19 protein-coding genes are annotated in these 22,683 nt (G+C 53.8%); 8 read left to right on the forward strand and 11 right to left on the reverse strand.

From position 1 onward, the window contains the following. The first annotated feature begins 437 nt into the window (after positions 1–437). The 5 genes from V6944_RS20660 to V6944_RS20680 all read left to right on the forward strand — a co-directional run bounded on the left by V6944_RS20660 (position 438) and on the right by V6944_RS20680 (position 5,861). Entirely contained in the window at positions 438–1,328 is an 891-nt protein-coding gene (locus V6944_RS20660) for a carbohydrate ABC transporter permease (protein ID WP_185670025.1), read from the forward strand. Next, positions 1,321–2,223, forward strand: a complete 903-nt coding sequence (locus tag V6944_RS20665) for a carbohydrate ABC transporter permease (protein WP_185670024.1) — start codon at positions 1,321–1,323, stop codon at positions 2,221–2,223. Before V6944_RS20660 ends, V6944_RS20665 begins: the two co-directional genes overlap by 8 nt. A 12-nt stretch (positions 2,224–2,235) precedes the next feature. Continuing rightward, positions 2,236–3,363 (forward strand): ABC transporter ATP-binding protein, encoded by a 1,128-nt coding sequence (locus V6944_RS20670; RefSeq protein ID WP_185670023.1) that lies wholly within the window; start codon positions 2,236–2,238, stop codon positions 3,361–3,363. Positions 3,364–3,377: 14 nt separating this feature from the next. Further along, positions 3,378–4,664, forward strand: coding sequence for an ABC transporter substrate-binding protein (locus V6944_RS20675; RefSeq protein WP_185670022.1), 1,287 nt, complete (start codon positions 3,378–3,380; stop codon positions 4,662–4,664). Positions 4,665–4,733: 69 nt separating this feature from the next. Continuing rightward, positions 4,734–5,861 carry an oligogalacturonate lyase family protein gene (locus tag V6944_RS20680; RefSeq protein ID WP_333500321.1) on the forward strand — a complete coding sequence of 376 codons (1,128 nt, stop codon included), beginning with the start codon at positions 4,734–4,736 and terminating at the stop codon, positions 5,859–5,861. 88 nt (positions 5,862–5,949) lie between these two features. On the opposite strand, the gene araE is transcribed toward V6944_RS20680, so the two are convergent. The 3 genes from araE to kduI all read right to left on the reverse strand — a co-directional run bounded on the left by araE (position 5,950) and on the right by kduI (position 9,347). Further along, on the reverse strand, positions 5,950–7,368 hold the full coding sequence (gene araE / locus V6944_RS20685) for an arabinose-proton symporter AraE (protein WP_333500322.1): 1,419 nt from the start codon (positions 7,366–7,368) through the stop codon (positions 5,950–5,952). 316 nt (positions 7,369–7,684) lie between these two features. Continuing rightward, positions 7,685–8,446 carry a 2-dehydro-3-deoxy-D-gluconate 5-dehydrogenase KduD gene (gene kduD, locus V6944_RS20690; protein ID WP_185670018.1) on the reverse strand — a complete coding sequence of 254 codons (762 nt, stop codon included), beginning with the start codon at positions 8,444–8,446 and terminating at the stop codon, positions 7,685–7,687. Between the two features lie 64 nt (positions 8,447–8,510). After that, complete coding sequence (kduI, locus tag V6944_RS20695; protein WP_333500323.1) at positions 8,511–9,347, reverse strand: 5-dehydro-4-deoxy-D-glucuronate isomerase; 837 nt, start codon at positions 9,345–9,347, stop codon at positions 8,511–8,513. 476 nt (positions 9,348–9,823) lie between these two features. Between kduI and V6944_RS20700 the strand changes: the two genes are divergently transcribed. Continuing rightward, the gene (locus tag V6944_RS20700; protein ID WP_185670016.1) at positions 9,824–10,999 is read left to right on the forward strand and encodes an oligogalacturonate lyase family protein; all 1,176 of its coding nucleotides are present in this window, start codon (positions 9,824–9,826) and stop codon (positions 10,997–10,999) included. Positions 11,000–11,278: 279 nt separating this feature from the next. On the opposite strand, the gene V6944_RS20705 is transcribed toward V6944_RS20700, so the two are convergent. From V6944_RS20705 to V6944_RS20715, 3 genes are all read right to left on the reverse strand, one after another. Further along, positions 11,279–11,995 carry an oligogalacturonate-specific porin KdgM family protein gene (locus V6944_RS20705; protein ID WP_333500324.1) on the reverse strand — a complete coding sequence of 239 codons (717 nt, stop codon included), beginning with the start codon at positions 11,993–11,995 and terminating at the stop codon, positions 11,279–11,281. Between the two features lie 478 nt (positions 11,996–12,473). After that, positions 12,474–13,658: an acetyl-CoA C-acetyltransferase gene (locus V6944_RS20710; RefSeq protein WP_333500325.1), complete on the reverse strand. Its 1,185-nt coding sequence runs from the start codon at positions 13,656–13,658 to the stop codon at positions 12,474–12,476. 111 nt (positions 13,659–13,769) lie between these two features. Further along, positions 13,770–14,639, reverse strand: coding sequence for a LysR family transcriptional regulator (locus V6944_RS20715; protein ID WP_035897651.1), 870 nt, complete (start codon positions 14,637–14,639; stop codon positions 13,770–13,772). Positions 14,640–14,733: 94 nt separating this feature from the next. On the opposite strand from V6944_RS20715, the gene V6944_RS20720 reads away from it, so the two are divergent. Together V6944_RS20720 and V6944_RS20725 are read left to right on the forward strand one after the other, a co-directional pair. Continuing rightward, the gene (locus tag V6944_RS20720; RefSeq protein WP_333500326.1) at positions 14,734–15,195 is read left to right on the forward strand and encodes a multidrug/biocide efflux PACE transporter; all 462 of its coding nucleotides are present in this window, start codon (positions 14,734–14,736) and stop codon (positions 15,193–15,195) included. Between the two features lie 111 nt (positions 15,196–15,306). Then, on the forward strand, positions 15,307–16,536 hold the full coding sequence (locus tag V6944_RS20725) for an amino acid permease (RefSeq protein ID WP_333500327.1): 1,230 nt from the start codon (positions 15,307–15,309) through the stop codon (positions 16,534–16,536). Positions 16,537–16,720: 184 nt separating this feature from the next. Here V6944_RS20725 and mqo read toward each other — a convergent pair whose 3' ends face one another. The 5 genes from mqo to V6944_RS20750 all read right to left on the reverse strand — a co-directional run bounded on the left by mqo (position 16,721) and on the right by V6944_RS20750 (position 22,548). Next, complete coding sequence (gene mqo / locus V6944_RS20730; RefSeq protein WP_333500328.1) at positions 16,721–18,376, reverse strand: malate dehydrogenase (quinone); 1,656 nt, start codon at positions 18,374–18,376, stop codon at positions 16,721–16,723. A gap of 192 nt (positions 18,377–18,568) precedes the next feature. Then, positions 18,569–19,339, reverse strand: a complete 771-nt coding sequence (locus V6944_RS20735; protein ID WP_333500329.1) for an ABC transporter ATP-binding protein — start codon at positions 19,337–19,339, stop codon at positions 18,569–18,571. Continuing rightward, the gene (locus V6944_RS20740) at positions 19,339–20,310 is read right to left on the reverse strand and encodes an ABC transporter substrate-binding protein (protein ID WP_333500330.1); all 972 of its coding nucleotides are present in this window, start codon (positions 20,308–20,310) and stop codon (positions 19,339–19,341) included. Before V6944_RS20740 ends, V6944_RS20735 begins: the two co-directional genes overlap by 1 nt. A 51-nt stretch (positions 20,311–20,361) precedes the next feature. Further along, the gene (locus tag V6944_RS20745; RefSeq protein WP_333500331.1) at positions 20,362–21,192 is read right to left on the reverse strand and encodes an ABC transporter permease; all 831 of its coding nucleotides are present in this window, start codon (positions 21,190–21,192) and stop codon (positions 20,362–20,364) included. 9 nt (positions 21,193–21,201) lie between these two features. After that, a complete protein-coding gene (locus tag V6944_RS20750; protein WP_333500332.1) occupies positions 21,202–22,548 on the reverse strand; it encodes an LLM class flavin-dependent oxidoreductase in 1,347 nt (448 codons plus the stop codon). Positions 22,549–22,683 lie beyond the last annotated feature (135 nt).

Consider the following 22,683-nt stretch of genomic DNA (forward strand, 5'->3'; position numbering starts at 1 on the left):
CCTGCACCGCTAAAAATTAGTGGGTTAATCATTTTAACGATCAACTATATCGCTTTTTTTTGGCCGTCAACTTCCATACCAGATCCCTCTGAAAGCGCCGTATTCTCGGCAAAAACGCCATCGCCATCACTTTAATGAAACATCGTTTCGACTTCGATCACACTTTCACGATTAATCGAATGACGCAGAAACAAATCGCAATAAAATAAATTTAAAACGGCGTTTTATAAAAAAACCCTCACAAAGAGCAAGATTTTAAAACACCAACGAACCAGACGATGGATAGCGAAAAAAGATTTTGAATTACATTTACTTACAGGGAAAGGCTGAATGACCGATAACAAGCTAACACTTTAAACACCCAGGCGCCAGTAGGCGCGGGGGGATGTAACAGACACCCAATCCGTTTGACACACTTGTTCGCCAGGTAGGTATGTATGAATGAAAACAGAATGTTGGGATTGGCCTGGATTTCACCCTATATCATTGGGTTGATAATCTTCACGGCCTTCCCGTTCGTTTCATCTTTCTTCCTCAGTTTTACTGAGTATGACTTGATGAGTCCGCCGGTATTTAACGGCATTGAGAACTATCGCTACATGTTTACAGAAGATGCCCTCTTCTGGAAATCCATGGGCGTCACGTTCGCCTACGTATTTTTAACTATCCCATTAAAGCTCGCTTTTGCTTTAGGGATTGCGTTTGTTCTGAACTTTAAATTACGCGGTATCGGCTTCTTCCGTACGGCTTACTATATTCCGTCTATCCTCGGTAGCTCCGTGGCTATCGCCGTATTGTGGCGCGCACTCTTCGCCATCGACGGCCTGCTGAATAGCTTTATCGGCGTGCTGGGCTTCGATCCGGTTAACTGGCTGGGCGAACCTTCACTGGCGCTGATGTCCGTTACCCTGCTGCGCGTATGGCAGTTCGGTTCCGCGATGGTTATCTTCCTGGCCGCACTGCAAAACGTACCGCAGTCCCAGTATGAAGCCGCGATGATCGATGGCGCATCCAAATGGCAGATGTTCATGAAAGTGACCGTGCCGCTGATTACGCCGGTTATCTTCTTCAACTTTATCATGCAGACCACCCAGGCATTCCAGGAGTTTACCGGCCCGTACGTGATTACCGGCGGCGGCCCAACCTACTCGACGTATCTGTTCTCGCTGTACATCTACGACACAGCATTCAAGTACTTCGATATGGGCTATGGCGCAGCGCTGGCATGGGTTCTGTTCCTGGTGGTTGCTGTCTTCGCAGGCATCGCCTTTAAGTCTTCAAAATACTGGGTGTTCTACTCCGCCGATAAGGGAGGCAAAAATGGCTGATATCCAACAAATCTCCGACGCAAGAACCATCGCAGAGCGTGAGGTTGCCCGCACCCTTCGTCGCGAGAAGATCAACGCCTGGATCCGTTACGTCATCCTGTTGATCGTCGGTCTGTTAATGCTTTACCCGCTGGCCTGGATGTTCTCGGCGTCGTTCAAACCGAACCACGAGATCTTCACCACGCTGAGCCTGTGGCCAGCACACGCCACCTGGGATGGCTTTATTAACGGCTGGAAAACCGGTACCGAGTACACCTTCGGTCATTACATGCTGAACACGTTCAAGTATGTGATTCCTAAGGTCATTCTGACCATTATCTCTTCCACCATCGTGGCGTACGGCTTTGCTCGCTTCGAGATTCCATGGAAGAAATTCTGGTTTGCTACGCTCATCACCACCATGCTGCTGCCGAGCACCGTACTGCTGATTCCTCAGTACCTGATGTTCCGCGAAATGGGCATGCTGAACAGCTACATGCCGCTGTACCTGCCGCTGGCCTTCGCCACGCAAGGGTTCTTCGTCTTCATGCTGATTCAGTTCCTGCGCGGCGTACCGCGTGACATGGAAGAAGCGGCGCAGATTGACGGCTGTAACTCCATCCAGGTGTTGTGGTACGTGGTAGTACCGATTCTGAAGCCAGCGATTATCTCCGTCGCACTGTTCCAGTTCATGTGGTCCATGAACGACTTTATCGGCCCGCTGATCTACGTCTATAGCGTTGATAAGTATCCGATTGCACTGGCACTTAAAATGTCCATCGACGTGACCGAAGGCGCGCCGTGGAACGAAATTCTGGCAATGGCGAGCATCTCCATTCTGCCATCTATCATTGTGTTCTTCCTGGCGCAGCGCTACTTCGTACAGGGCGTTACCAGCAGCGGAATTAAAGGTTAAGAGGGATATATCATGGCTGAAGTTATTTTCAACAAACTGGAAAAAGTGTACTCCAACGGCTTCAAAGCGGTACATGGTATCGACCTGAAAATCGCTGAAGGTGAGTTCATGGTGATTGTCGGTCCATCCGGCTGCGCCAAGTCCACCACCCTGCGTATGCTGGCTGGCCTGGAAACCATCAGCGGTGGCGAAGTCCGCATCGGCGAGAAAATTGTTAACAACCTCGCGCCAAAAGAGCGTGGGATTGCGATGGTGTTCCAGAACTATGCGCTGTATCCGCACATGACCGTGCGTGAAAACCTGGCGTTCGGCCTGAAGCTGAGCAAGCTGCCGAAAGCGCAGATTGACGCACAGGTTAACGAAGCGGCGAAAATCCTCGAACTGGAAGAGCTGCTCGACCGTCTGCCGCGTCAGCTCTCCGGCGGTCAGGCACAGCGCGTGGCGGTAGGCCGTGCGATCGTGAAAAAACCCGACGTGTTCCTGTTCGATGAACCGCTGTCTAACCTGGATGCCAAGCTGCGTGCGTCAATGCGTATCCGTATTTCCGACCTGCACAAGCAGCTGAAGAAATCCGGCAAGCCTGCGACCACCGTCTACGTGACTCACGATCAGACCGAAGCGATGACCATGGGCGACCGCATCTGCGTGATGAAGCTGGGTCACATCATGCAAGTAGACACTCCGGACAACCTGTACCACAAGCCGAAAAACATGTTCGTCGCCGGCTTTATCGGCGCACCGGAAATGAACATCCGCTCCTGCAAGCTGGTGAATAAAGAAGGCACCCTGAACCTGGCGATTGGCGATGAGTTCATGGCGCTCAGCGAAGGGCTGAACCAGAAACTGGCCGGTCACGACAATGAAGAAGTGTTCTACGGTATCCGTCCTGAATTCGTCTCGCTGTCCGACGAGCCGTTTGCTGAAGGTGGCTGCAGCGGTGAAATGGTTCGCGTGGAAAACATGGGCCATGAGTTCTTCGTTTACCTGAAAGTGGCGAACTACGAGCTGACGGCACGAATCCCTTCAGATGAAGCTAAACCAATGATTGATAAGGGGCTTCATCGTAAGGTGTACTTCAAGTTTGATATGAATAAATGCCATATCTTTGATGCTAAAACTGAACAGAACCTCTCCCTATAATCTGGAGTATTAAAATGAAAAAAGTGCTTTTAAGCGCAGCAATCTCCGCCACTCTGGGTCTTACCGCCCTTCCTTCGATGGCAAAGGATGTTGACCTTCGTATGTCCTGGTGGGGCGGCAACGGCCGTCACCAGGTGACTCTGAAGGCGCTGGAAGAGTTCCACAAGCAGAACCCGGACATTAACGTGAAGGCCGAGTACACCGGTTGGGACGGTCACTTATCCCGTCTGACCACTCAGATTGCTGGCGGCACTGAACCGGACGTGATGCAGACTAACTGGAACTGGCTGCCGATCTTCTCGAAAAACGGCGACGGCTTCTACGATCTGAACAAAATGAAGGACGTGATCGACTTAAGCCAGTTCGATGCCAAAGAGCTGCAGTCCACCACCGTGAACGGCAAGCTGAACGGGATCCCAATCTCCGTTACCGCTCGCGTGTTCTACTTCAACGATGAGACCTGGAAACAGGCAGGCGTAGCCTACCCGAAAACCTGGGACGATCTGCTGGCGGCGGGTAAAACCTTCGAAAGCAAGCTGGGAAAACAGTACTTCCCGGTGGTTCTGGAGCACCAGGATACCCTGGCGCTGCTGAACTCTTATATGACGCAGAAGTACAACATTCCGGCCATCAACACGGACACCAAGAAGTTTTCCTACTCCAAAGAGCAGTGGGTTGAGTTCTTCCAGATGTACAAAAAGCTGGTCGACAGCCACGTGATGCCTGATACCAAGTACTACGCGTCCTTTGGTAAGAGCAACATGTATGAAATGAAGCCGTGGATCCAGGGCGAATGGGGCGGTACTTACATGTGGAACTCCACCATTAACAAGTACTCCGATAACCTGAAGCCACCAGCGAAGCTGGAGCTGGGTAGCTATCCAATGCTGCCGGGCGCTACCGACGCAGGTCTGTTCTTCAAACCAGCACAGATGCTCTCCATCGGCAAATCCACCAAGAACCCGGAAGCCGCGGCGAAAGTCATCAACTTCCTGCTGAACAGCAAAGAAGGTGTCGATACCTTAGGTCTGGAACGTGGCGTGCCGCTGAGCAAAGTCGCGGTGAAATACCTGACCGAAGACGGCATCCTGAAAGAGAGCGATCCTTCCGTTGCGGGCCTGCGTCTGGCGCAGTCTCTGCCAGCGAAGCTGAGCGTCTCTCCTTACTTTGACGATCCGCAGATCGTTGCCCAGTTCGGCACCACGCTGCAGTACATCGACTACGGCCAGAAATCCGTAGAAGAAGCCGCAGCGGACTTCCAACGCCAGGGCGAGCGTATTCTGAAACGCGCTATGCGCTAATCGCGATTTAGCTATCAATACCCTGCAACTTCCGGTTGCGGGGTATTTTTTTATTCAAGGAGAAAGCACATGAAAGGCAAAATCATCCCGCTGAATTTCCGTACGCAGAAAGACAGCGAAACCGGTCACGAGGTGATCCGGATGACGCCACCGCACATTATTTGCCACCGAAACTACTTCTACCAAAAATGCTTTACCCGCGACGGCGGCAAGCTGATTTTTGGCGGCGCATTCGAGGGGCACTGGAACTACTATTTACTGGATATTGCTGCTCAGCAGGCGACCCAGCTTACCGACGGCGCGGGGGATAACACCTTCGGCGGCTTCCTGTCCGACGACGATCAATCTTTATGGTACGTGAAAGACACGCGCCAGCTGAGACGCCTGGATCTCTCGACGCTGGAAGAGTACGTGGTCTACGAAGTGGACGATGAGTGGGTTGCCTACGGCACGTGGGTCGCGAACTCAGACTGCACGAAGCTCGTCGGCATCGAAATTAAAAAAAGCGACTGGCAGCCGTTAACCGACTGGTCGAAGTTCCGCGCCTACTACTTTACCAACCCGGAATGCCGTCTGATTAACATCGACCTGAAAACCGGGGAACAGCGGACCATTCTGCAGGAAAAACGCTGGCTCGGGCACCCTATCTACCGCCCGTTTGACGATAAGACCGTGGCGTTTTGTCACGAAGGCCCGCGTGACGCCATCGACGCGCGCATGTGGCTGGTCAATGAAGACGGCAGCCACGTTCGCTGCGTGCGTCAGCATCAAAAAGGGGAAAGTTTTACCCATGAATTCTGGGTGCCGGACGGCTCTGCGCTGTACTACGTGGCGCATCAGGAGAACAGCCCGCACCGTTATCTCTACAGCGCCGACCCGCAGACGCTGGAAAATCGCCAGCTGATGGCGATCCCGCCCTGCTCTCACCTGATGAGTAACCACGACGGTTCCCTGGTGGTTGGTGACGGCGCGCCGCATAACACCGGCGACATCAGCCTGAACGATCCGTTTATCTGGGTATTCAATTTGAAAACCGGGGAGAAGACGGCGATTTGCCAGCATAACAGCAGCTGGAAGGTGCTGGACGGCGACCGTCAGGTCACCCATCCGCATCCGTCGTTTTCGCCGGACGGTGAGTGGGTGCTGTATACCTCGGACGCTGAGGGAATGCCGGCGCTGTATTTAGCGAAGGTGTAGAACGGAGCTTTCCCGGCGGCGCTGCGCTTGGCCGGGCTACGTTTAGATTCTAGTAGCCCGGCCAAGCGCAGCGCCGCCGGGTTCATGATTAGACGCCGATATCCCGCAATTTCTCGCCTTTCATCAGCTTACGTTCAATGTGCTCCAGCGTAACGCCTTTGGTTTCCGGAATCAGCCAGAAGGTTACGCCGATAAAGGCCACGTTCAGCACGGTATAGAGCCAGAACGTCCCCGCCGCGCCAATGGAATCCAGCAGCGTCAGGAAGGTCGCGCCGATAATCATGTTCGACACCCAGTTGGTGGTGGTGGACCAGGTGATACCGAAATCGCGGCATTTCAGCGGCTGAATTTCAGAGCAGAGGATCCACACTACCGGCGCCGCACTCATCGCATAGCCTGCAATGCACATCATGGTCATACCGACGGAGAGCCAGGAGAGCCCGCTGCTCGCGGTGCCATTATCAAACTGCATCAGGCAGTAACCCAGCACCAGCGTACCGATAGCCATCACCGTAAAACCAATTTTCAGCGCCGGTTTACGCCCGGCTTTATCGACGGTAAACACCGCAATAAAGGTGGCGAACATAAAGGTTAAACCGACCACCAGGGTGGCAATCATCTGCTGTTCAGTCGTGGTGAAGCCCGCCATTTTGAAGATGCGCGGCGCGTAATACATGATGATGTTCATGCCGGTAAACTGCTGCATCGCCTGCAGCAGCATGCCGAGGAACACCGCGCGGCGCACGTTGCGATTCACCTTAAACAGCGCCCAACCGCCCTGCTTCAGCTTCAGGCTTTCACGAATTTCATTCAGCTCGTCGCGCGCTTTTTCAGACGTGTCACGCAGCATGCGCAGCACCTCTTCCGCTTCAATATGACGGCCTTTTTCCGCCAGCCAGCGCGGGCTGTTCGGCAGGAACACCACCAGCACAATCAGCACCAGAGCAGGCAGCGCCAGCACGGCGAGCATCGCGCGCCAGTTGCCGCTGTAGCTAAACGCGGTGTCAGAGAGAAACGCCATCACGATGCCCAGCGTCACCATCAGCTGGTACATGCTGATCATTTTGCCACGCACATTTTCACTCGCCATTTCAGACAGATACAGCGGCGCGGTATACGAGGCGATACCCACGGCAACGCCGAGGACAACCCTGGCGACCAGCAGCATTTCCACGTTAACGGCAAAACCGGAGCCCAGCGAACCGGCCACAAACAGCACGGCGCCAACCATCAGGCTGTATTTACGGCCCAGGCGGAACGACAGCCAGCCGTTGAAGAGCGCACCAATGGCGGCCCCCAGCATCATACTGCTGACCACCCACTCCTGCAGGCGGTTAGAGAGCACGAAGTGATCGGTGATAAAGGGCAGCGCCCCGGCAATCACCCCGATATCAAGGCCAAAGAGCAGCCCCGCCACCGCAGCGGCAAAGGAAACAAACATATTCATGCGCCGGGTATCGCGCTGGGCGTTCGGCATTAACGTTGAATCGTTGCTGATTGAAGTCATTTTTTTCCTGCCAGACAAAGTAAGACATGGAATGAAAATACGAGATAGGCGCGCCAGACCGTCAGGCCATAAACGTTATTAATATGGATGATATTGCTGCATAGGTCGGTTTTGTGATGGACATTCGACTTTCGCATGGAAGTGAAACCCGTTACATATCGTCAAAAAACCCTATTACATATGCGTTACTATTTTCTGATAGGGAGAAGGTCATGGACTATATGAATATGTTGATATGGATGATTAAGGACCCCGGGGATCCCACAGGCATAAAAAAACCTGCCGAAGCAGGTTTTTTTATCATCCAGCCGCGAACTTAGCGCGCCAGCCAGCCGCCATCCACCGCTACGGTGTAGCCGTTGATGTAGTCAGATGCCGGAGAGGCCAGGAAGACGATTGGCCCCATCAGGTCGCTTGGCAGACCCCAGCGACCTGCCGGAATACGGTCAAGGATCGCCGCGCTACGCTCTTCGTCAGCGCGCAACTGCTGGGTGTTGTTGGTAGCCATGTAGCCCGGTGCAATCGCGTTCACGTTGATACCGTGTTTTGCCCACTCGTTCGCCATCAGGCGGGTTACACCCATTACGCCGCTTTTGGATGCGGTGTAAGACGGAACGCGGATACCGCCCTGGAAGGAGAGCATGGACGCGATGTTGATGATTTTGCCGCCGTTACCCTGCGCGATGAAGTGCTTAGCCGCCGCCTGAGACATGAAGAACACGCTCTTGATGTTCAGGTTCATGACGTCATCCCAGTCTTTTTCGCTGAAATCGATCGCGTCTTCACGACGAATCAGACCCGCGTTGTTCACCAGGATATCGATATGGCCGAATTCAGCTACCGCGCGCTCCAGCAGTTCTGGAATGCCATCGATTTTACGCAGGTCAGCGGTCAGGCTCAGGAAGCGACGGCCCAGTGCGGTAACGCGTTCGATGGTTTCGGTTGGCTCAACGATGTTGATACCAACGATGTCGCAGCCCGCTTCCGCCAGACCTAACGCCATACCTTGACCCAGACCGGTATCGCAACCCGTCACCACGGCAACTTTGCCCTGCAGAGAGAATGAATCCAAAATCATTTTATATTCCTTGTCGTTTTGCGCCTGTACCGGACAGGCATTGTTGATCTAATGCTGTCCGCGACTAGCGCAGATCCCTAACTGCTACATGATCCATGTCATCAAAGACCTGGTTCTCACCCACCATTCCCCAGATGAAGGTGTAAGCCTTCGTACCGACGCCGGAATGGATTGACCAGCTCGGTGAAATCACCGCCTGTTCATTGTGCATAACGATATGACGCGTTTCCTGCGGCTGCCCCATCATATGGAACACGCAGCTGTCTTCATCCATGTTGAAGTAGAAGTACACTTCCATGCGGCGCTCGTGGGTATGGCACGGCATGGTGTTCCACAGGTTACCTGGCGCCAGTTCGGTCAGGCCCATGCTGAGCTGGCAGGTTTCCAGCACATCAGGAACAAAGTATTTATTGATGGTACGGCGGTTGCTGGTGAGGTTATCCCCCAGCGTGACCGGCGCAACGTCTGCAGGGGTGACCTTTTTGGTCGGGTACGTGGTGTGGGCCGGAGCGCAGTTGTAGTAAAACTTCGCTGGTTTCGCCGCATCAATGCTGGCGAACACCACTTCTTTCGCACCTTTACCGACGTACAAAGCATCGCGATGGCCAATTTCATAGCACTGGCCGTCAACGGTAATCGTGCCCGCACCGCCAATGTTGATGACACCCAGTTCGCGACGCTCGAGGAAATAGCTGACGCCAAGCTGTTTGCCGACTTCGCCGCCGACGGAGACCGTTTTCGCTACTGGCATAATGCCGCCAACGATAATGCGGTCAATATGGCTATACACCATGGTGTATTCATCAGCAGTGAAAACCTGTTCAACTAAAAACTCGTCTCGAAGGCCCTGCGTATCCAGCGTTTTAGCATGAGCGCTATGAATGCTCTGTCTTACTTCCACCTGAACCTCCAGGAAAATGTGGTTTTATCTTCTATTTTAGAAACGAAACTGCGTTCCGCTTTGTTTAATGCTTGTATCTTATCCCTGATGAAATGGGTTTTCAATTCCAAATAAAACGTTGTTTCATTTTTTCTGCGTAATAATATCAAAAATGCAAAAGCGATCACGAATACGCGCTTTTATCGCGTAACGAAAAAACAAAAAATACTATTATTCATTCAGTTACAGGTTTCTTTGAAAAAATACCACTTTAGTAGAAAGGACGTCGCGAAAACAAAGGCGAGCTTGACAAGCTGCAGATCGGCTACACAAAAAAGTAGCAGAAATGATGATTTTTCGTATAAAGTGCGTCTGACATCACAAACAATGAAACAGTGTTTTGATAAATTGACACCCAGTTTTTAAAACAACATCAGAATCGGCCAGCAAGGGAGATAGCCCCCTGCGACCGCGAGAGTGAGTGAAAGGAGAGCATCATGGCTAAAGGCATGCGGGTTAAATTGAACTATGAGGTCAGCCGCGACCCCGATACTGGCGCGGAAGTCACCCGCTTAACGCCACCGGAAGTAACGTGTCATCGTAACTACTTCTATCAGAAGTGTTTCTTTAATGATGGCAGCCACCTGTTATTTGCCGGCGAGTTCGATGGTCACTGGAACTACTATTTACTGGATGTCGCCAACGCCGAAGCCGTACAGCTGACCGAAGGCGCGGGTGACAACACCTTTGGCGGCTTCCTCTCTCCGGACGATAAATCACTCTACTATGTGAAGAATGACCGTACCCTGCTGGAAGTTAACCTGAAAACCCTGGTTGAGCGTGAAGTATACCGCGTGCCGGATGAGTGGGTTGGCTATGGCACCTGGGTATCGAACAGCGACTGTACCAAGTTGGTTGGCATCGAAATCGCGAAGAGCGACTGGACGCCGCTGAACGACTGGCAGCTGTTCCATGATTTCTTCCATAAAGGCCCGCACTGCCGCCTGCTGCGCGTTGACCTGAAAACCGGTGAAAGCGCGACGATTCACGAAGAAAAAATCTGGCTCGGTCACCCAATCTACCGTCCGTTCGACGACAGCACCGTGGCCTTCTGCCACGAAGGCCCGCACGACCTGGTCGACGCACGTATGTGGCTGGTTAATGAAGACGGCAGCAACGTTCGCAAAGTCAAAGAACACGCGGAAGGCGAAAGCTGCACGCACGAATTCTGGGTGCCAAACGGCTCCGCGTTGGTGTACGTCTCGTACCTGAAAGGGCAACAGGGCCGCACCATCTACCGCTTTAACCCGGACACCAACGTAAACGAAGCGCTGATGCAGATGCCAGCCTGCTCTCACCTGATGAGCAACTTCGACGGCACGATGCTGGTTGGTGATGGTTCAGGTACGCCGGTTGATGTGAAAGACACCAGCGGCTACACCATTGATAACGATCCTTACCTGTACGCGTTCGACGTAGCAAAACAGGCTTACTTCCGCATTGCTCGTCACGATACGTCATGGGCAACGGTACAAAACAGCCGTCAGGTAACGCACCCGCATCCGTCCTTTACCCCAGACGACAGCGCGGTGCTGTTCAGCTCTGACAAAGACGGTAAGCCGGCGCTGTACATTGCCAAACTGCCTGCTGAACGTGTGTTAGTAAAAGCGTAATAAATCTAAGTTTTGTGTTTCTGTAACTGGCCTTGCCCTCCTCTGGAGGGCTTTTTTTTGGGCTGTTTTTTCGGTTGGAGCAGGAACCCTAACCCTCTCCCTTAAAAAGGGAGAGGGAATATTCCGTGCGGAAATGACTAACTGCACCCAACACCCAACGCTCCCCTCGCCCCTTTGGGGAGAGGATTAGGGTGAGGGGAAAACTCGCCCCCCGCGCCAAAAACGAAAACCCCCGGCTAAATGCTCCGGGGGGGAAAACGGATGAGGGTCCGAATTTATTTAGAAGGAGTAAGCAACGCCCACACGTAAACGGGTCTGACGCTCATCGGTAGATTTCACGCCCACGTTACCCACTTCAAAGTACGGGGACCAGTTCTTATCCCATTTGTACGCCAGCTTAGCGTTATACTCGGTGCTGTACGGTTTGTTGTTGTTACGATACAGGCTCTTATGCTGATCGTCGGCTACCGTACTGCGTGCATACACGTAGTTCAGCTCCGCACGCCAGTCGCCCATCGCCCAACCAACCCAGGTATCCACTTTGTTCACTTTATCGTCAACGCCGCCGCCGTTGCTAGAGGTTGCCGGTACGCGGGTGTATTCATAACGATAACGGGCTGCTACGTAGAAACCGTTATCAAAGCTGTACTGCGCATGCAGATAAGGTTTGTAGATTGAGAAGCTGTCCTTACTCTCAATGTTAAAGCCTGGGTTCAGGGCAAAGTTATCTGTCGCCTTCCAGCGCCAGTTGATGGACTCTTCATGACCATTACCCACCATTTCGTTAAACGGACGATCCTGTTTATCAGTATCGCCACCCGTTTTCCATTTTGCTTCCACGCCAAAACCAAGACCGTTATCAAAACGATGGGACACCGCAACACGGTCTGCGTTGGAGCCGCTGTCAATATATTCATGACGCAGGTCAACGGTTACCGCAGATGCAGCGAAAGACATACCCGATAATACGGCCAGGGCCAGAGTTTTCTTAAACATTTGCCATCCCTCAATTAAAATTATGTTTCTTTTTTATGAAATTGGATTTTATTTTTTCCGGTTGTGTATTTTAGTGATCAAGATCGTAATTATTTGTTTCATAAAATCCGGCACAAGAAGGACGTGATAAAGCTCAACAAAAAATTGAAAACACCCCTTAAAAATAAAACCCAGATCACAAATATTTATATAATCGTATTATAAATAAGTAGAATAACCATAAATAACAATTAGTTACCAAAAAAACAAATAACTATAGTTATTCTTAGCAATAGTAATAATTTATGTTTTACTAATAATTTACCTAAGCGTTATCTCATGCGCGTCATTTACAACTGATACAAATAAACATAAATGCATAAGGGAATGAACTAGACAGAAGTCCATTTCTATTCTCATAAACTCAGGCATATAAACAAAAAAAGACCTCAATTGAGGTCTTTCTGGAAGGGGGAATTAAGGGGAAACTAAAGCGTGATTACTGAATATCACGTTCAACAGCAAGCGCCACGCCCTGACCGCCACCGATGCACAGCGTGGCCAGTCCTTTACGGGCATCGCGTTTCACCATTTCGTGAACCAGCGACACCAGGATACGGCAGCCTGAAGCACCGATAGGATGCCCTAATGCAATCGCCCCGCCGTTGACGTTGACCTTCTGCTCGTTCCATTCCAGCATTCTGCCCACCGAAATGGCCTGCGCAGCAAACGCTTCGTTGGCTTCAATCAGATCAACATCGCTCAGTTGCCAGCCGGCTCGTTCAAGGCAGCGGCGAGTCGCATAGACCGGTGCGATGCCCATCAACGCAGGGTCGACGCCAACGCTGGCGAAAGCGCGGATCCTGGCAAGGATCGGCAGCCCCAGCTCCAGCGCTTTGCTTTCACTCATCATTAGCACCGCCGCCGCGCCGTCATTAATGGACGAAGCGTTGCCCGCGGTCACGGAGCCCGCCAGATCAAAAGAGGGAACCAGACGCGCTAACGCTTCTGCGCTGGCATCGGTTTGCGGCTGTTCATCGGTATCGACAATGTGTGAACCGCCAGGCTGTAGATTAACGACCGGGACAATTTCATCGCGAAAACGTCCAGAGTCGATGGCCCGACGCGCTTTGTGCTGTGAGCTAAGCGCCCACGCGTCCTGCTGCTCGCGGCTGATACCATACTCACGCGCCAGGTTCTCCGCCGTCACGCCCATATGGTAATCGTTGAAGGCATCCCACAGACCGTCGTGCACCAGACTATCAATCAGTTGGCTATTGCCGAGCTGCGCGCCGGTGCGGCTATCGGTCAGCACGTGTGGGGCGCGGCTCATATTCTCCTGCCCACCGGCAATCACCACGTCGGCTTCACCGCACTGAATCGCCTGAGTGGCCAGATGCAGCGCTTTCAGACCTGAACCACACACATCATTGATGGTAATCGCCGACACGGTGTTCGGCAGGCCGCCTTTAATCGCAGACTGTCGCGCCGGGTTCTGTCCGGTTCCCGCCGTTAATACCTGACCAATGATCACCTCATCGATGGTCGCGGCGGAAATTCCGCTACGTTCGACCAGGGCATTAATCACCAGGCTCCCCAACTCCACGGCAGAATGGCGGGCAAGCGCCCCCTGAAAACAGCCTATGGGCGTGCGGACAGCACCTACGATAACGACGTCTTTCATCTCGACCTCAGCGCAAAATTATCCGCGTATAGTAGATGATTGTTATCAACTATTTTCGTAATTGTTTAAAAAAAGTGAGTTCTATCACAAAGGAAATTCACCCCGTTTCATTCAGGCTGAAACCTGCTGCAAATACTGACGCAGCCAGCTTCCCGCCGCCCCCAGCGGTGAGGCTTTATGCCATAGAAGGTCGGTCGATACCGAGATTGGCCAGCCCACAATATCCAGCATAGTCAGCTCCGCCGAGCGCGCAAATTCATCCACCAGCGCACAAGGCAATGCACACCAACCTAGCCCCTGCGCCGCCATGCTCAGCAGCATCAGATAGTTTGGCGCAGACCACACTGGCCCACGCGCAGGGGTAGTGTGGTTCTCCAGATAAGTATTCAGCCGCAGCTCTCGCCAGGTGCTCAACTGCTCCCACTCCAGCCCTCGCTCGGCGGCCAGGGGATGCGTCGGCGACACGTAAATCGCCATGCGTGTCTGCATCGGCAAACGGGTGTGGCCGATATCGGTAGGATAGCTATCCCGTGCTTCAATTAAGCCAACCTGCGCACGCCCTTTTTGCAGCAGGTCCACCACATCGTCGTCTTCCCCCACCAGGCACTCAAACTCCGTGTGCGGAAAACGGCGGTCAAACTGGGCCAGCAGATCTTCGAGTACGTCGGGATGCAGCGTATCGGAAAGCACAAAGGTAAGCCGCGCCTCGGTCTCACCGCTAAGCGACACCGCCAGCTCATCCAGCCGTTCGCTGGCGCTCAGAATGGCCTGTACGTAGCTCAGCACCCGCTGCCCTTCGGCGGTGAGCAGCGGCTGGCGCGTGGAACGGTCAAACAGCGTCACGCCAAGATCCGCCTCAAGATGAGCAATGGCGGTGCTGATGGTGGACTGGCTTTTCCGCAAACGGCGCGCCGCCGCAGAGAAAGAGCCGCAGGAGACGGTTTCAACAAAGGCGGTCAGAGCTTCAGGAGAATAGCGCATGATGTATCTACTTTATCGATGGTTTCTATCTTTTACTTATCATATTTATCCATAAAATGCCCACTATCGCATTCCATAAATCAAAGGTCACAAGATGCAAAACGATTCATTACATCGCAGAAAACTCCCGGAGCGTATCTTCCATGCCGTGTGCTTCGAGGGGATCGCCACCGCGATCCTCGCCCCTACCGCGGCTTACCTGATGCAACGCTCCGTGCTTGAAATGGGCGGGCTGACGGTCATTCTGGCCACCACTGCGATGATCTGGAATATCATCTATAACGCTGGTTTCGACCGCTTCTGGCCGGTGACCCGCGTTATCCGTACCGCTAAAGTCCGTGCGCTGCACGCGCTCGGCTTCGAGTGCGGGTTTATCGTCATCGGGGTGAGCATCGTGTCGCTGGTGCTGGGCGTGACGCTTCTGCAGGCCCTCACGCTGGAGATTGGTTTCTTCTTGTTCTTTCTGCCCTACACCATGCTCTACAACTGGGTTTACGACACCCTGCGCGATCGCATTATCAAGCGCCGTCAACAGAACCTTTACGCGAGAAATTAATCCGCTTTTCAGGCCGATAACAATCGGTCTGAAAATGTTCAGCCACACGAAAAGCTAATTATGGTAAATTATCCGCCATTTTTTTGGTTTTATGGTTGATATATTCAGATAATGTCTAAAATTTGGTCTAAAGAAGAGACGCTATGGAGCTTTGCCTTATATGGCACTGCCGTCGGCGCGGGGACCCTTTTCCTGCCCATCCAGCTTGGCGCCGCGGGTGCCGTGGTGCTGTTTATTACCGCCCTCGTCGCCTGGCCCCTGACTTACTGGCCGCATCGCGCCTTATGTCAGTTCATCCTGTCCGCTAACACCCCGGCAAGCGTTGGCATCACCGGTGCCGTCAGCCACTATTACGGCAAAAAGATCGGCAGCCTGATTACCACGCTCTACTTCGTTGCCTTCTTCGTGGTGGTATTGATCTACGCGGTTGCCATTACCAACTCGCTGACCGAGCAAATTGGTCACCATATGCCGGTCGATCTCACGACACGAGCATTGGTGAGTCTTGGCGTCGTGCTGTTGCTGAACCTGATCTTCCTGACGGGCCGTCAGACCACCATCAAAGTGATGGGCATGCTGGTCTTCCCGCTGATTGCCTACTTCCTGTTCCTGTCTATCTACCTGACCGGAAGCTGGCAGCCGTCGCTGCTGACCACGCAGATGGAAGTCAGCACCCATACCTTGCATCAGGTGTGGTTATCCATTCCCGTGATGGTTTTCGCTTTTAGCCATACGCCGATTATCTCCACCTTCGCCATCGACCGGCGGGAGAAATATGGCGAGCAGGCCATGGGTAAATGCAAAAAAATCATGAAGGTGGCTTATCTGGTCATCTGCCTGAGTGTGCTGTTCTTTGTGTTCAGCTGCCTGATGTCGATTCCGCCGTCTTATATCAATACGGCGAAAGCCGAAGGCGTGACCATTCTTTCCGCGCTGTCGATGATGCCGAACTCTCCGAGCTGGCTGTCGATTTCCGGGATTGTGGTCGCCGTGGTCGCGATGTCGAAATCGTTCCTCGGCACCTATTTCGGGGTGATTGAAGGGGCCAGCGAGATGGTGAAATCGTCGCTGAACCAGGTCGGCGTTCGCAAGAGCCGCTCGTTTAACCGCGGGCTCTCTATCCTGCTGGTGTCGGCGGTGACCTTTATCGTCTGCTGCATTAACCCGAACGCGATTTCGATGATTTACGCCATCAGCGGCCCGCTGATTGCCATGATTCTGTTTATCATGCCAACGCTGTCGACCTACCTTATTCCGTCGCTCAAGCCTTACCGTTCTATCGGTAGCCTGATTACGCTGATTGTCGGCCTGCTGTGTGTGTCGGTGATGTTCTTCGGATAAGTACATCACGGATGTAAAAAAGGCCTGTCGGGGAAACCCAGCAGGCCTTTTTTGTTGGCTAAATCATGGTAGCCCGGACGAGGCGTTTACGCCGACTCCGGGGAGGTTCGATACCGTATGCAGGCTTGTCGCACTCCCCGGCGGCGCTTCGCTTGGCCGGGCTACGGTTCTAAACAGCCTGCTATTACAGCGCCATATCGTGCTGCGGTGACGCGCTCGCTGGTTGCTCTGCCGGTTTTGCCTGAGCAACTGGGGCGGCTGGCATCTGAATCACCGGCGGCTTAGTCAGCTCCAGCGTGGCAGCGGTGTCATCCCAGACCTGCTGGGTCAGCGCGACGTTGCCGTTCAGGTTCTGGCCAAAGCTCGGCACGATACCGCGAATTTTGCTCTGCCATTCCGGTGAGTTGAACTGCTCCGGGAACAGCTTTTTAATCACGTTCAGCGTGATTGGCGCAGCGGTAGAGGCACCCGGCGATGCGCCCAGCAGCGCAGAGATGGTGCGCTGTTGGTCAACCACCACTTCGGTCCCCAGCTTCAGCACGCCGCCTTTGTCGGCATCTTTCTTGATGATCTGCACGCGCTGGCCTGCCTGAATCAGCTTCCAGTCCTCTTTACGCGCCTCGGGGTAGTACTCTTTCAGCGCGGCAAAGCGGTCGTCATCGCTCAGCATCACCTGGCTCACCAGGTATTTCACCAGGTCGAAGTTATCCAGGCCCACATGGGTCATCGGCATCACGTTGCTGGTGGTGGTGGTACTCAGCAGGTCAAAGAACGAACCCTGTTTGAGGAACTTGGTGGAGAAGGTTGCGAACGGCCCAAACAGCACCACGCGCTTGCCATCGATAAAGCGCGCATCGATATGCGGCACCGACATCGGCGGCGCACCCACGGAAGCCTGACCGTAGACTTTTTCCATATGTTGACGCGTAACGTCTGGGTTTTCGGTCATCAGGAAAGAGCCGCCGACCGGGAAGCCCGCGTAGTTGTCTGCTTCCGGAATGCCGGTTTTCTGCAGCAGCTTCAGCGCCCCGCCGCCCGCACCGATAAAGACATACTTCGCGTCGATAGCGTGCTGCTTACCGCTGTTCACGTCTTCAATGGTGACGTGCCAGGAGTTATCGCCGTTGCGTTTGAATTCAGTTACTTCAGAGGAGGTTTGCAGCGTGAAGTGGTTGTTCTTCTTCAGGCTGCCGATCAGCTGACGGGTAATTTCGCCGTAGTTAACATCGGTGCCGACCGGCGTCCAGGTCGCAGCGACCTTTTGCTGCGGGTCACGACCGGCCATCACCAGCGGCGCCCACTGGGCAATTTGCTGATGATCGGTGGAGAATTTCATGCCCTGGAACAGGGTGGTTTTTTGCAGCGCGTCGTAGCGCTTGCCGAGGTACTCCACGTTTTTATCGCCCCAGACAAAGCTCATATGCGGCGTGGAGTTAATAAAGGCATGGGGATTATTCAGAATGCCGCGCTTCACCTGCGAGGACCAGAATTGGCGGGAAATCATAAACTGTTCGTTAATTTCCAGCGCCTTAGTCACGTCGATGGTGCCGTCCGGGCGCTCCGGCGTGTAGTTCAACTCCATATTAGCGGAGTGGCCGGTACCGGCGTTATTCCAGCCGTTAGAAGATTCCATCGCGACTTTATCGAGCTTCTCCACCATCACCTGTTTCCAGTCAGGCTGTAATTCCTGTAACCAGGTGCCCAGTGAAGCGCTCATGATCCCGCCGCCAATCAGCAGGACGTCGGTTTTTTCAGTGGTATCGGTATCTGCGTAAGCCGCTGAATTGACCAGCAGCGCGATGGTCGCCAGAGTAAATAGTTTTTTATTAATAGCAGGCATAATGATGATATTCGCATAGCTAAATGTAATGTGTGCGCTAATAGTAGCGCACTTTTACATTATTTTAAAATACCACTCACTTTCCACTTATAGTTATTAACAAATTACCCACTCTGCTTTTTTAAATTAAAAAAAGCATCCGCATTATTTGCGTGGAAATAAAATTTAAATAATTTGAGTTTAATTCAGCAATTAATGCAGGCCGAATTCCGCCATAAGCTGCTGGCGTAACAGAACAAAATCCGTGCTGCTACGTTCACGCGGTCGCGGTAATGTCACCTCAATGGTGCGAATCGGGTCGCCTTTCATTTTTGGCAAAATAATCACCCGATCGGCAAGGTAAATCGCCTCTTCCAGATCGTGCGTCACCAGCACCATCGTCATCTTTTCCGCATCACGAATGCGCGCCAGCTCTTCCTGCATAGTGATTTTAGTCATCGCATCCAGCGCCCCGAGCGGCTCATCCAGCAGCAGAATTTCCGGCTGAATGGTCAGCGCTCGGGCAATGCCGACGCGCTGGGCCATGCCGCCGGAAAGCTGGTTGGGCAGCGCCTGCTCGCAGTGGCTGAGCCCCACCAGCTCAATCGCCTCTTTCGCCCGCGCCCTGGCCTGCTTACGCGGCACGCCCTGCACATCGAGGCTGAAGCTGACGTTTTCCAGCACCGTCAGCCACGGCAGCAGGCGGGGCTCCTGGAAAATCACCGCCCGCTCGCGGCTCATGCCATGTACCGCCTGGCCGTCAATCACCACGTCGCCCGCATCCGGCGTTTCCAGCCCCGCGAGAATTCGCAGCAGCGTGGTTTTCCCGCAGCCGCTGGGGCCGACGATGGCGATACTCTGCCCACTTTCAATCTGTAAGTTAAGGTCGCGGAAGACATCAAACGGCTTCCCCTCGAGGGAAAAGGTCTTGCGTAAGCGGCGAATCGAGATGTCGCCACGGGCGGTCTGCGTGGTTGATGTCATTATGCACCTTCCGTTTTCAGCAAAATATTTGACGCTTTAAGCTGGCCTTTTTTCAGTACGCCGTCGCGCTCAAGAATATCCAGCCAGAACTGCACATCATGAGGTTCCGACAGTCCGCCTTTGCGGACACCGTAGCCGGTGAAGTACTGCGCCACGTCAGGGTTCTCGCCGCGTTCTTTCAGGATCTTCGCCATAATGTCACGCACCTGCGCCGGGTTATCGCGGGCATAATCCAGCGCACGAGCCGATTCAACCACGAAGATGCGCGCCGCATCCGGGTGCTGTTTGACGAAGTCTGAACGCAGCACCGTAAAGCCACCGGCAATCGGCCCCAGCACATCCGCATCGTTGAAGATTGGGCGCAGGCCGCCGTGGCTGCGCGCCACGCCTTCGAAGGTGGTCTGCCAGTAGCCAAAAGCAGCCACGTCGACCTGACCTGAACGCAATGTCTGCTCAAGCTGCGGGCCCGGAACCGCGACCGGTTTGGCGGCGTTTTCCGGCAGGTTCGCCTGATGCAGTGCTTCACGCAGGGTATAGTCCAGATGCGCGCCCAGGGTGTTTACTGCCACGCTTTTTCCGACTAAATCTTTGATCGACTTAATCGGGCTATCCTCCTTCACGTAGAAGATAGATTTGGTGGTTTCGTTGATGCCGTTGGTCGGGTAAGCCGCCACAAAGTCGTTACCGTTAGCGATGGCATTAATCACCGCTGGCGTCGCCGCTGAACCAACATCAATGCTGCCGGACGCCAGAGCAAATAAAGACTCAGGTCCACCGCTGGCGTAGCCGGCATTTTTAATCGACACGCCGGTGCCTTTAAAATATCCCAGCGCTTCCGCCAGTTCGTGAGCGGAAATACCGCCATAGCTCGCCATATAGCGCATCGTTACTTCATCCTGAGCACGAACCGACGCACTAGCACCCAATAAGAAAAGCACCGCAACCCACGCTGAATAGAACTGTTTTTTCATTATAAAAATTCCTTTATGGCGATAAGTAAAAACGCAAAATAACGTACAAAATTAACGGCTACGGATATTCCATCGACACAGGCGACGTTGCAGTACCACCAGAATCGCGTTCGCTAATAACCCGGCAAACGCCAGCAGGAATATCGCGGCAAACATCATGGGTATTTGGAAGTTATATTGCGCATTCATCACCCTGAAACCGATCCCCTGATTCGCCCCGATCATTTCGGCGGCAATCAGCAGCAGCAGCGCGGTGGTGGCCGACAGGCGCAGGCCAATAAAAATAGAGGGAACGGAAGCAGGAACGATCACCCGGTAGAACAGCGTCAGGCGTCCGGCGCCAAAGGTACGCGCCATCTCCAGCAGTTTGGTATCCACCTCTTTCACGCCGCTGATGGTCGACAGCAGAATCGGGAACAGCGCCGCCCAAAAGATCACGAACACTTTGGAGGTTTCCCCTAAGCCCAGCAGCAGGATAAAGATCGGATACAGCGCCAGCGCCGAGGTCTGGCGGAACAATTGCAAGATAGGATCCAGCGCCTGCTCCAGCGGGCGAATCTGGCCCATAAACAGCCCCAGCGGGATCCCCACCACGATAGCCGCAGCGAAAGCCAAGCCGGCACGCTGAAGGCTGATGGTAATATCACCCAGCAGCGCACCCTGAGTAATACCGTTCCACAAGGCGACAAAGATTTTATCCAGCGGCGGGATGATCGCCGCGTTCAGCCAACCGGCGGTGCTGGCAATCTGCCAGCCGGCAAAGAACAGCACCAGCAGGCCGTAGCGCGCAATCAGCGACAGGCTGCGCTGATACCACACCAGGTAAGCAGGCTTAGCCTGTACGCGCGCCTTCAGGCGAATTCGGGTCGTGGAATAGAACATTGCGCCTCCTTAAGCCACTTTGCTGTTACGCACGGCGCTGTAGCGGTTGCTGGCAAACGGTAGCCCCAGATTTTCACGCAGCGTTTTGCCCTCGTACTGAGTACGGAACAGCCCGCGTTTTTGTAAAATCGGCACCACCAGCTCAATAAAGTCATCCAGTCCGCCCGGAAGCCACGGCGGCAGCACATTGAAGCCATCGGCGGCTTCGTTTTCAAACCACTCCTGCAGCGTATCTGCCACCTGCTCGGCGCTGCCCACCACGGTGAAATGACCGCGCGCGGTCGCCACCCACTGGTAGAGCTGGCGAATGGTGAAGTTGTTTTCATCGGCAATCTGGCGAATCAGCTCGGGGCGCGATTTCATCCCTTCGGTCACCGGCAGCGGTGGCAGCGGGCCGTCCGGGTCGAATTTCCCGAGATCGATACCGCCACCGGCCAGGCCATTCAGCAGAGCGATGCCGTCGGCTTCGACAATCAGCGAGGTCAGCTTGTGGTACTTCTCTTTCGCCTCTTCCTCCGTTCGCCCAATGAACGGCGCGACGCCTGGCATAATCAGCACATGGTTCGGGTTACGGCCGACGGCGCGAGCGCGTGATTTGATATCGCGATAGAAGTCCTGCGCGGTGTCGAGATGCTGATGTGAAGTAAAGATCACTTCGGCCGTCGCGGCAGCCAGCGCTCGGCCGCTTTCAGATTGCCCCGCCTGCACAATCACCGGCTGACCCTGCGCCGAGCGCGGCACGTTCAGCGGCCCACGCACTTTGAAGAATTTGCCGACGTGATCGGTGTTGTGCACCTTACTACGGTCAAAGAACTGGCCCGAGGCTTTGTCACGTAAAAATGCGTCGTCTTCAAAGCTATCCCACAGTTTTTTCACCACTTCAACGTGCTCTTTCGCCCGCTGGTAGCGGTACTCATGCGGATGCTGGGTATCCAGATTAAAGTTGTGCGCCGCCGATTCGGTGGCGGTGGTCACCACGTTCCAGCCCGCGCGCCCGCCGGAGATGAGATCCAGCGAAGCAAACTTGCGCGCCAGATTGTAGGGTTCTTCGTAGGTGGTGGAGGCGGTGGCGATAAAGCCGATATTTTGCGTCAGCGGCGCCAGCGCCGAAAACAGGGTGACCGGCTCGAAGCCCGCCACTTTCGCGGTACCACCGTCGGTCACGCCGGAAGCGGGGATCGCCAGGCCGTCAGCCAGGAAGTAGGCATCAAACAGGCCGCGTTCGGCGGTCTGGGCAAGCTGCTTATGGAATTCAAAACTGGTCGCGCCATCCGCGGGAGCGTCAGGGTGACGCCACGCCGCGATATGCTGGCCGCCGCCGGGAAGGAAAGCCCCTAATTTGATCTGTCTGCTCATTCTGGTTTCTCCTGATTCGATGCCGAAAGTGGGCTGAAACCAAGATAGCCAAAATGCGCGGCCATTCTGAAATAACAAATATTGAGTTAGTTATTTACATTTTTGCAATAAAGCCAGTGAAGGCCTGTTGGCCGG

This window comes from Kluyvera sp. CHPC 1.2972 (genome assembly GCF_036759925.1).
Classification (GTDB): domain Bacteria; phylum Pseudomonadota; class Gammaproteobacteria; order Enterobacterales; family Enterobacteriaceae; genus Kluyvera.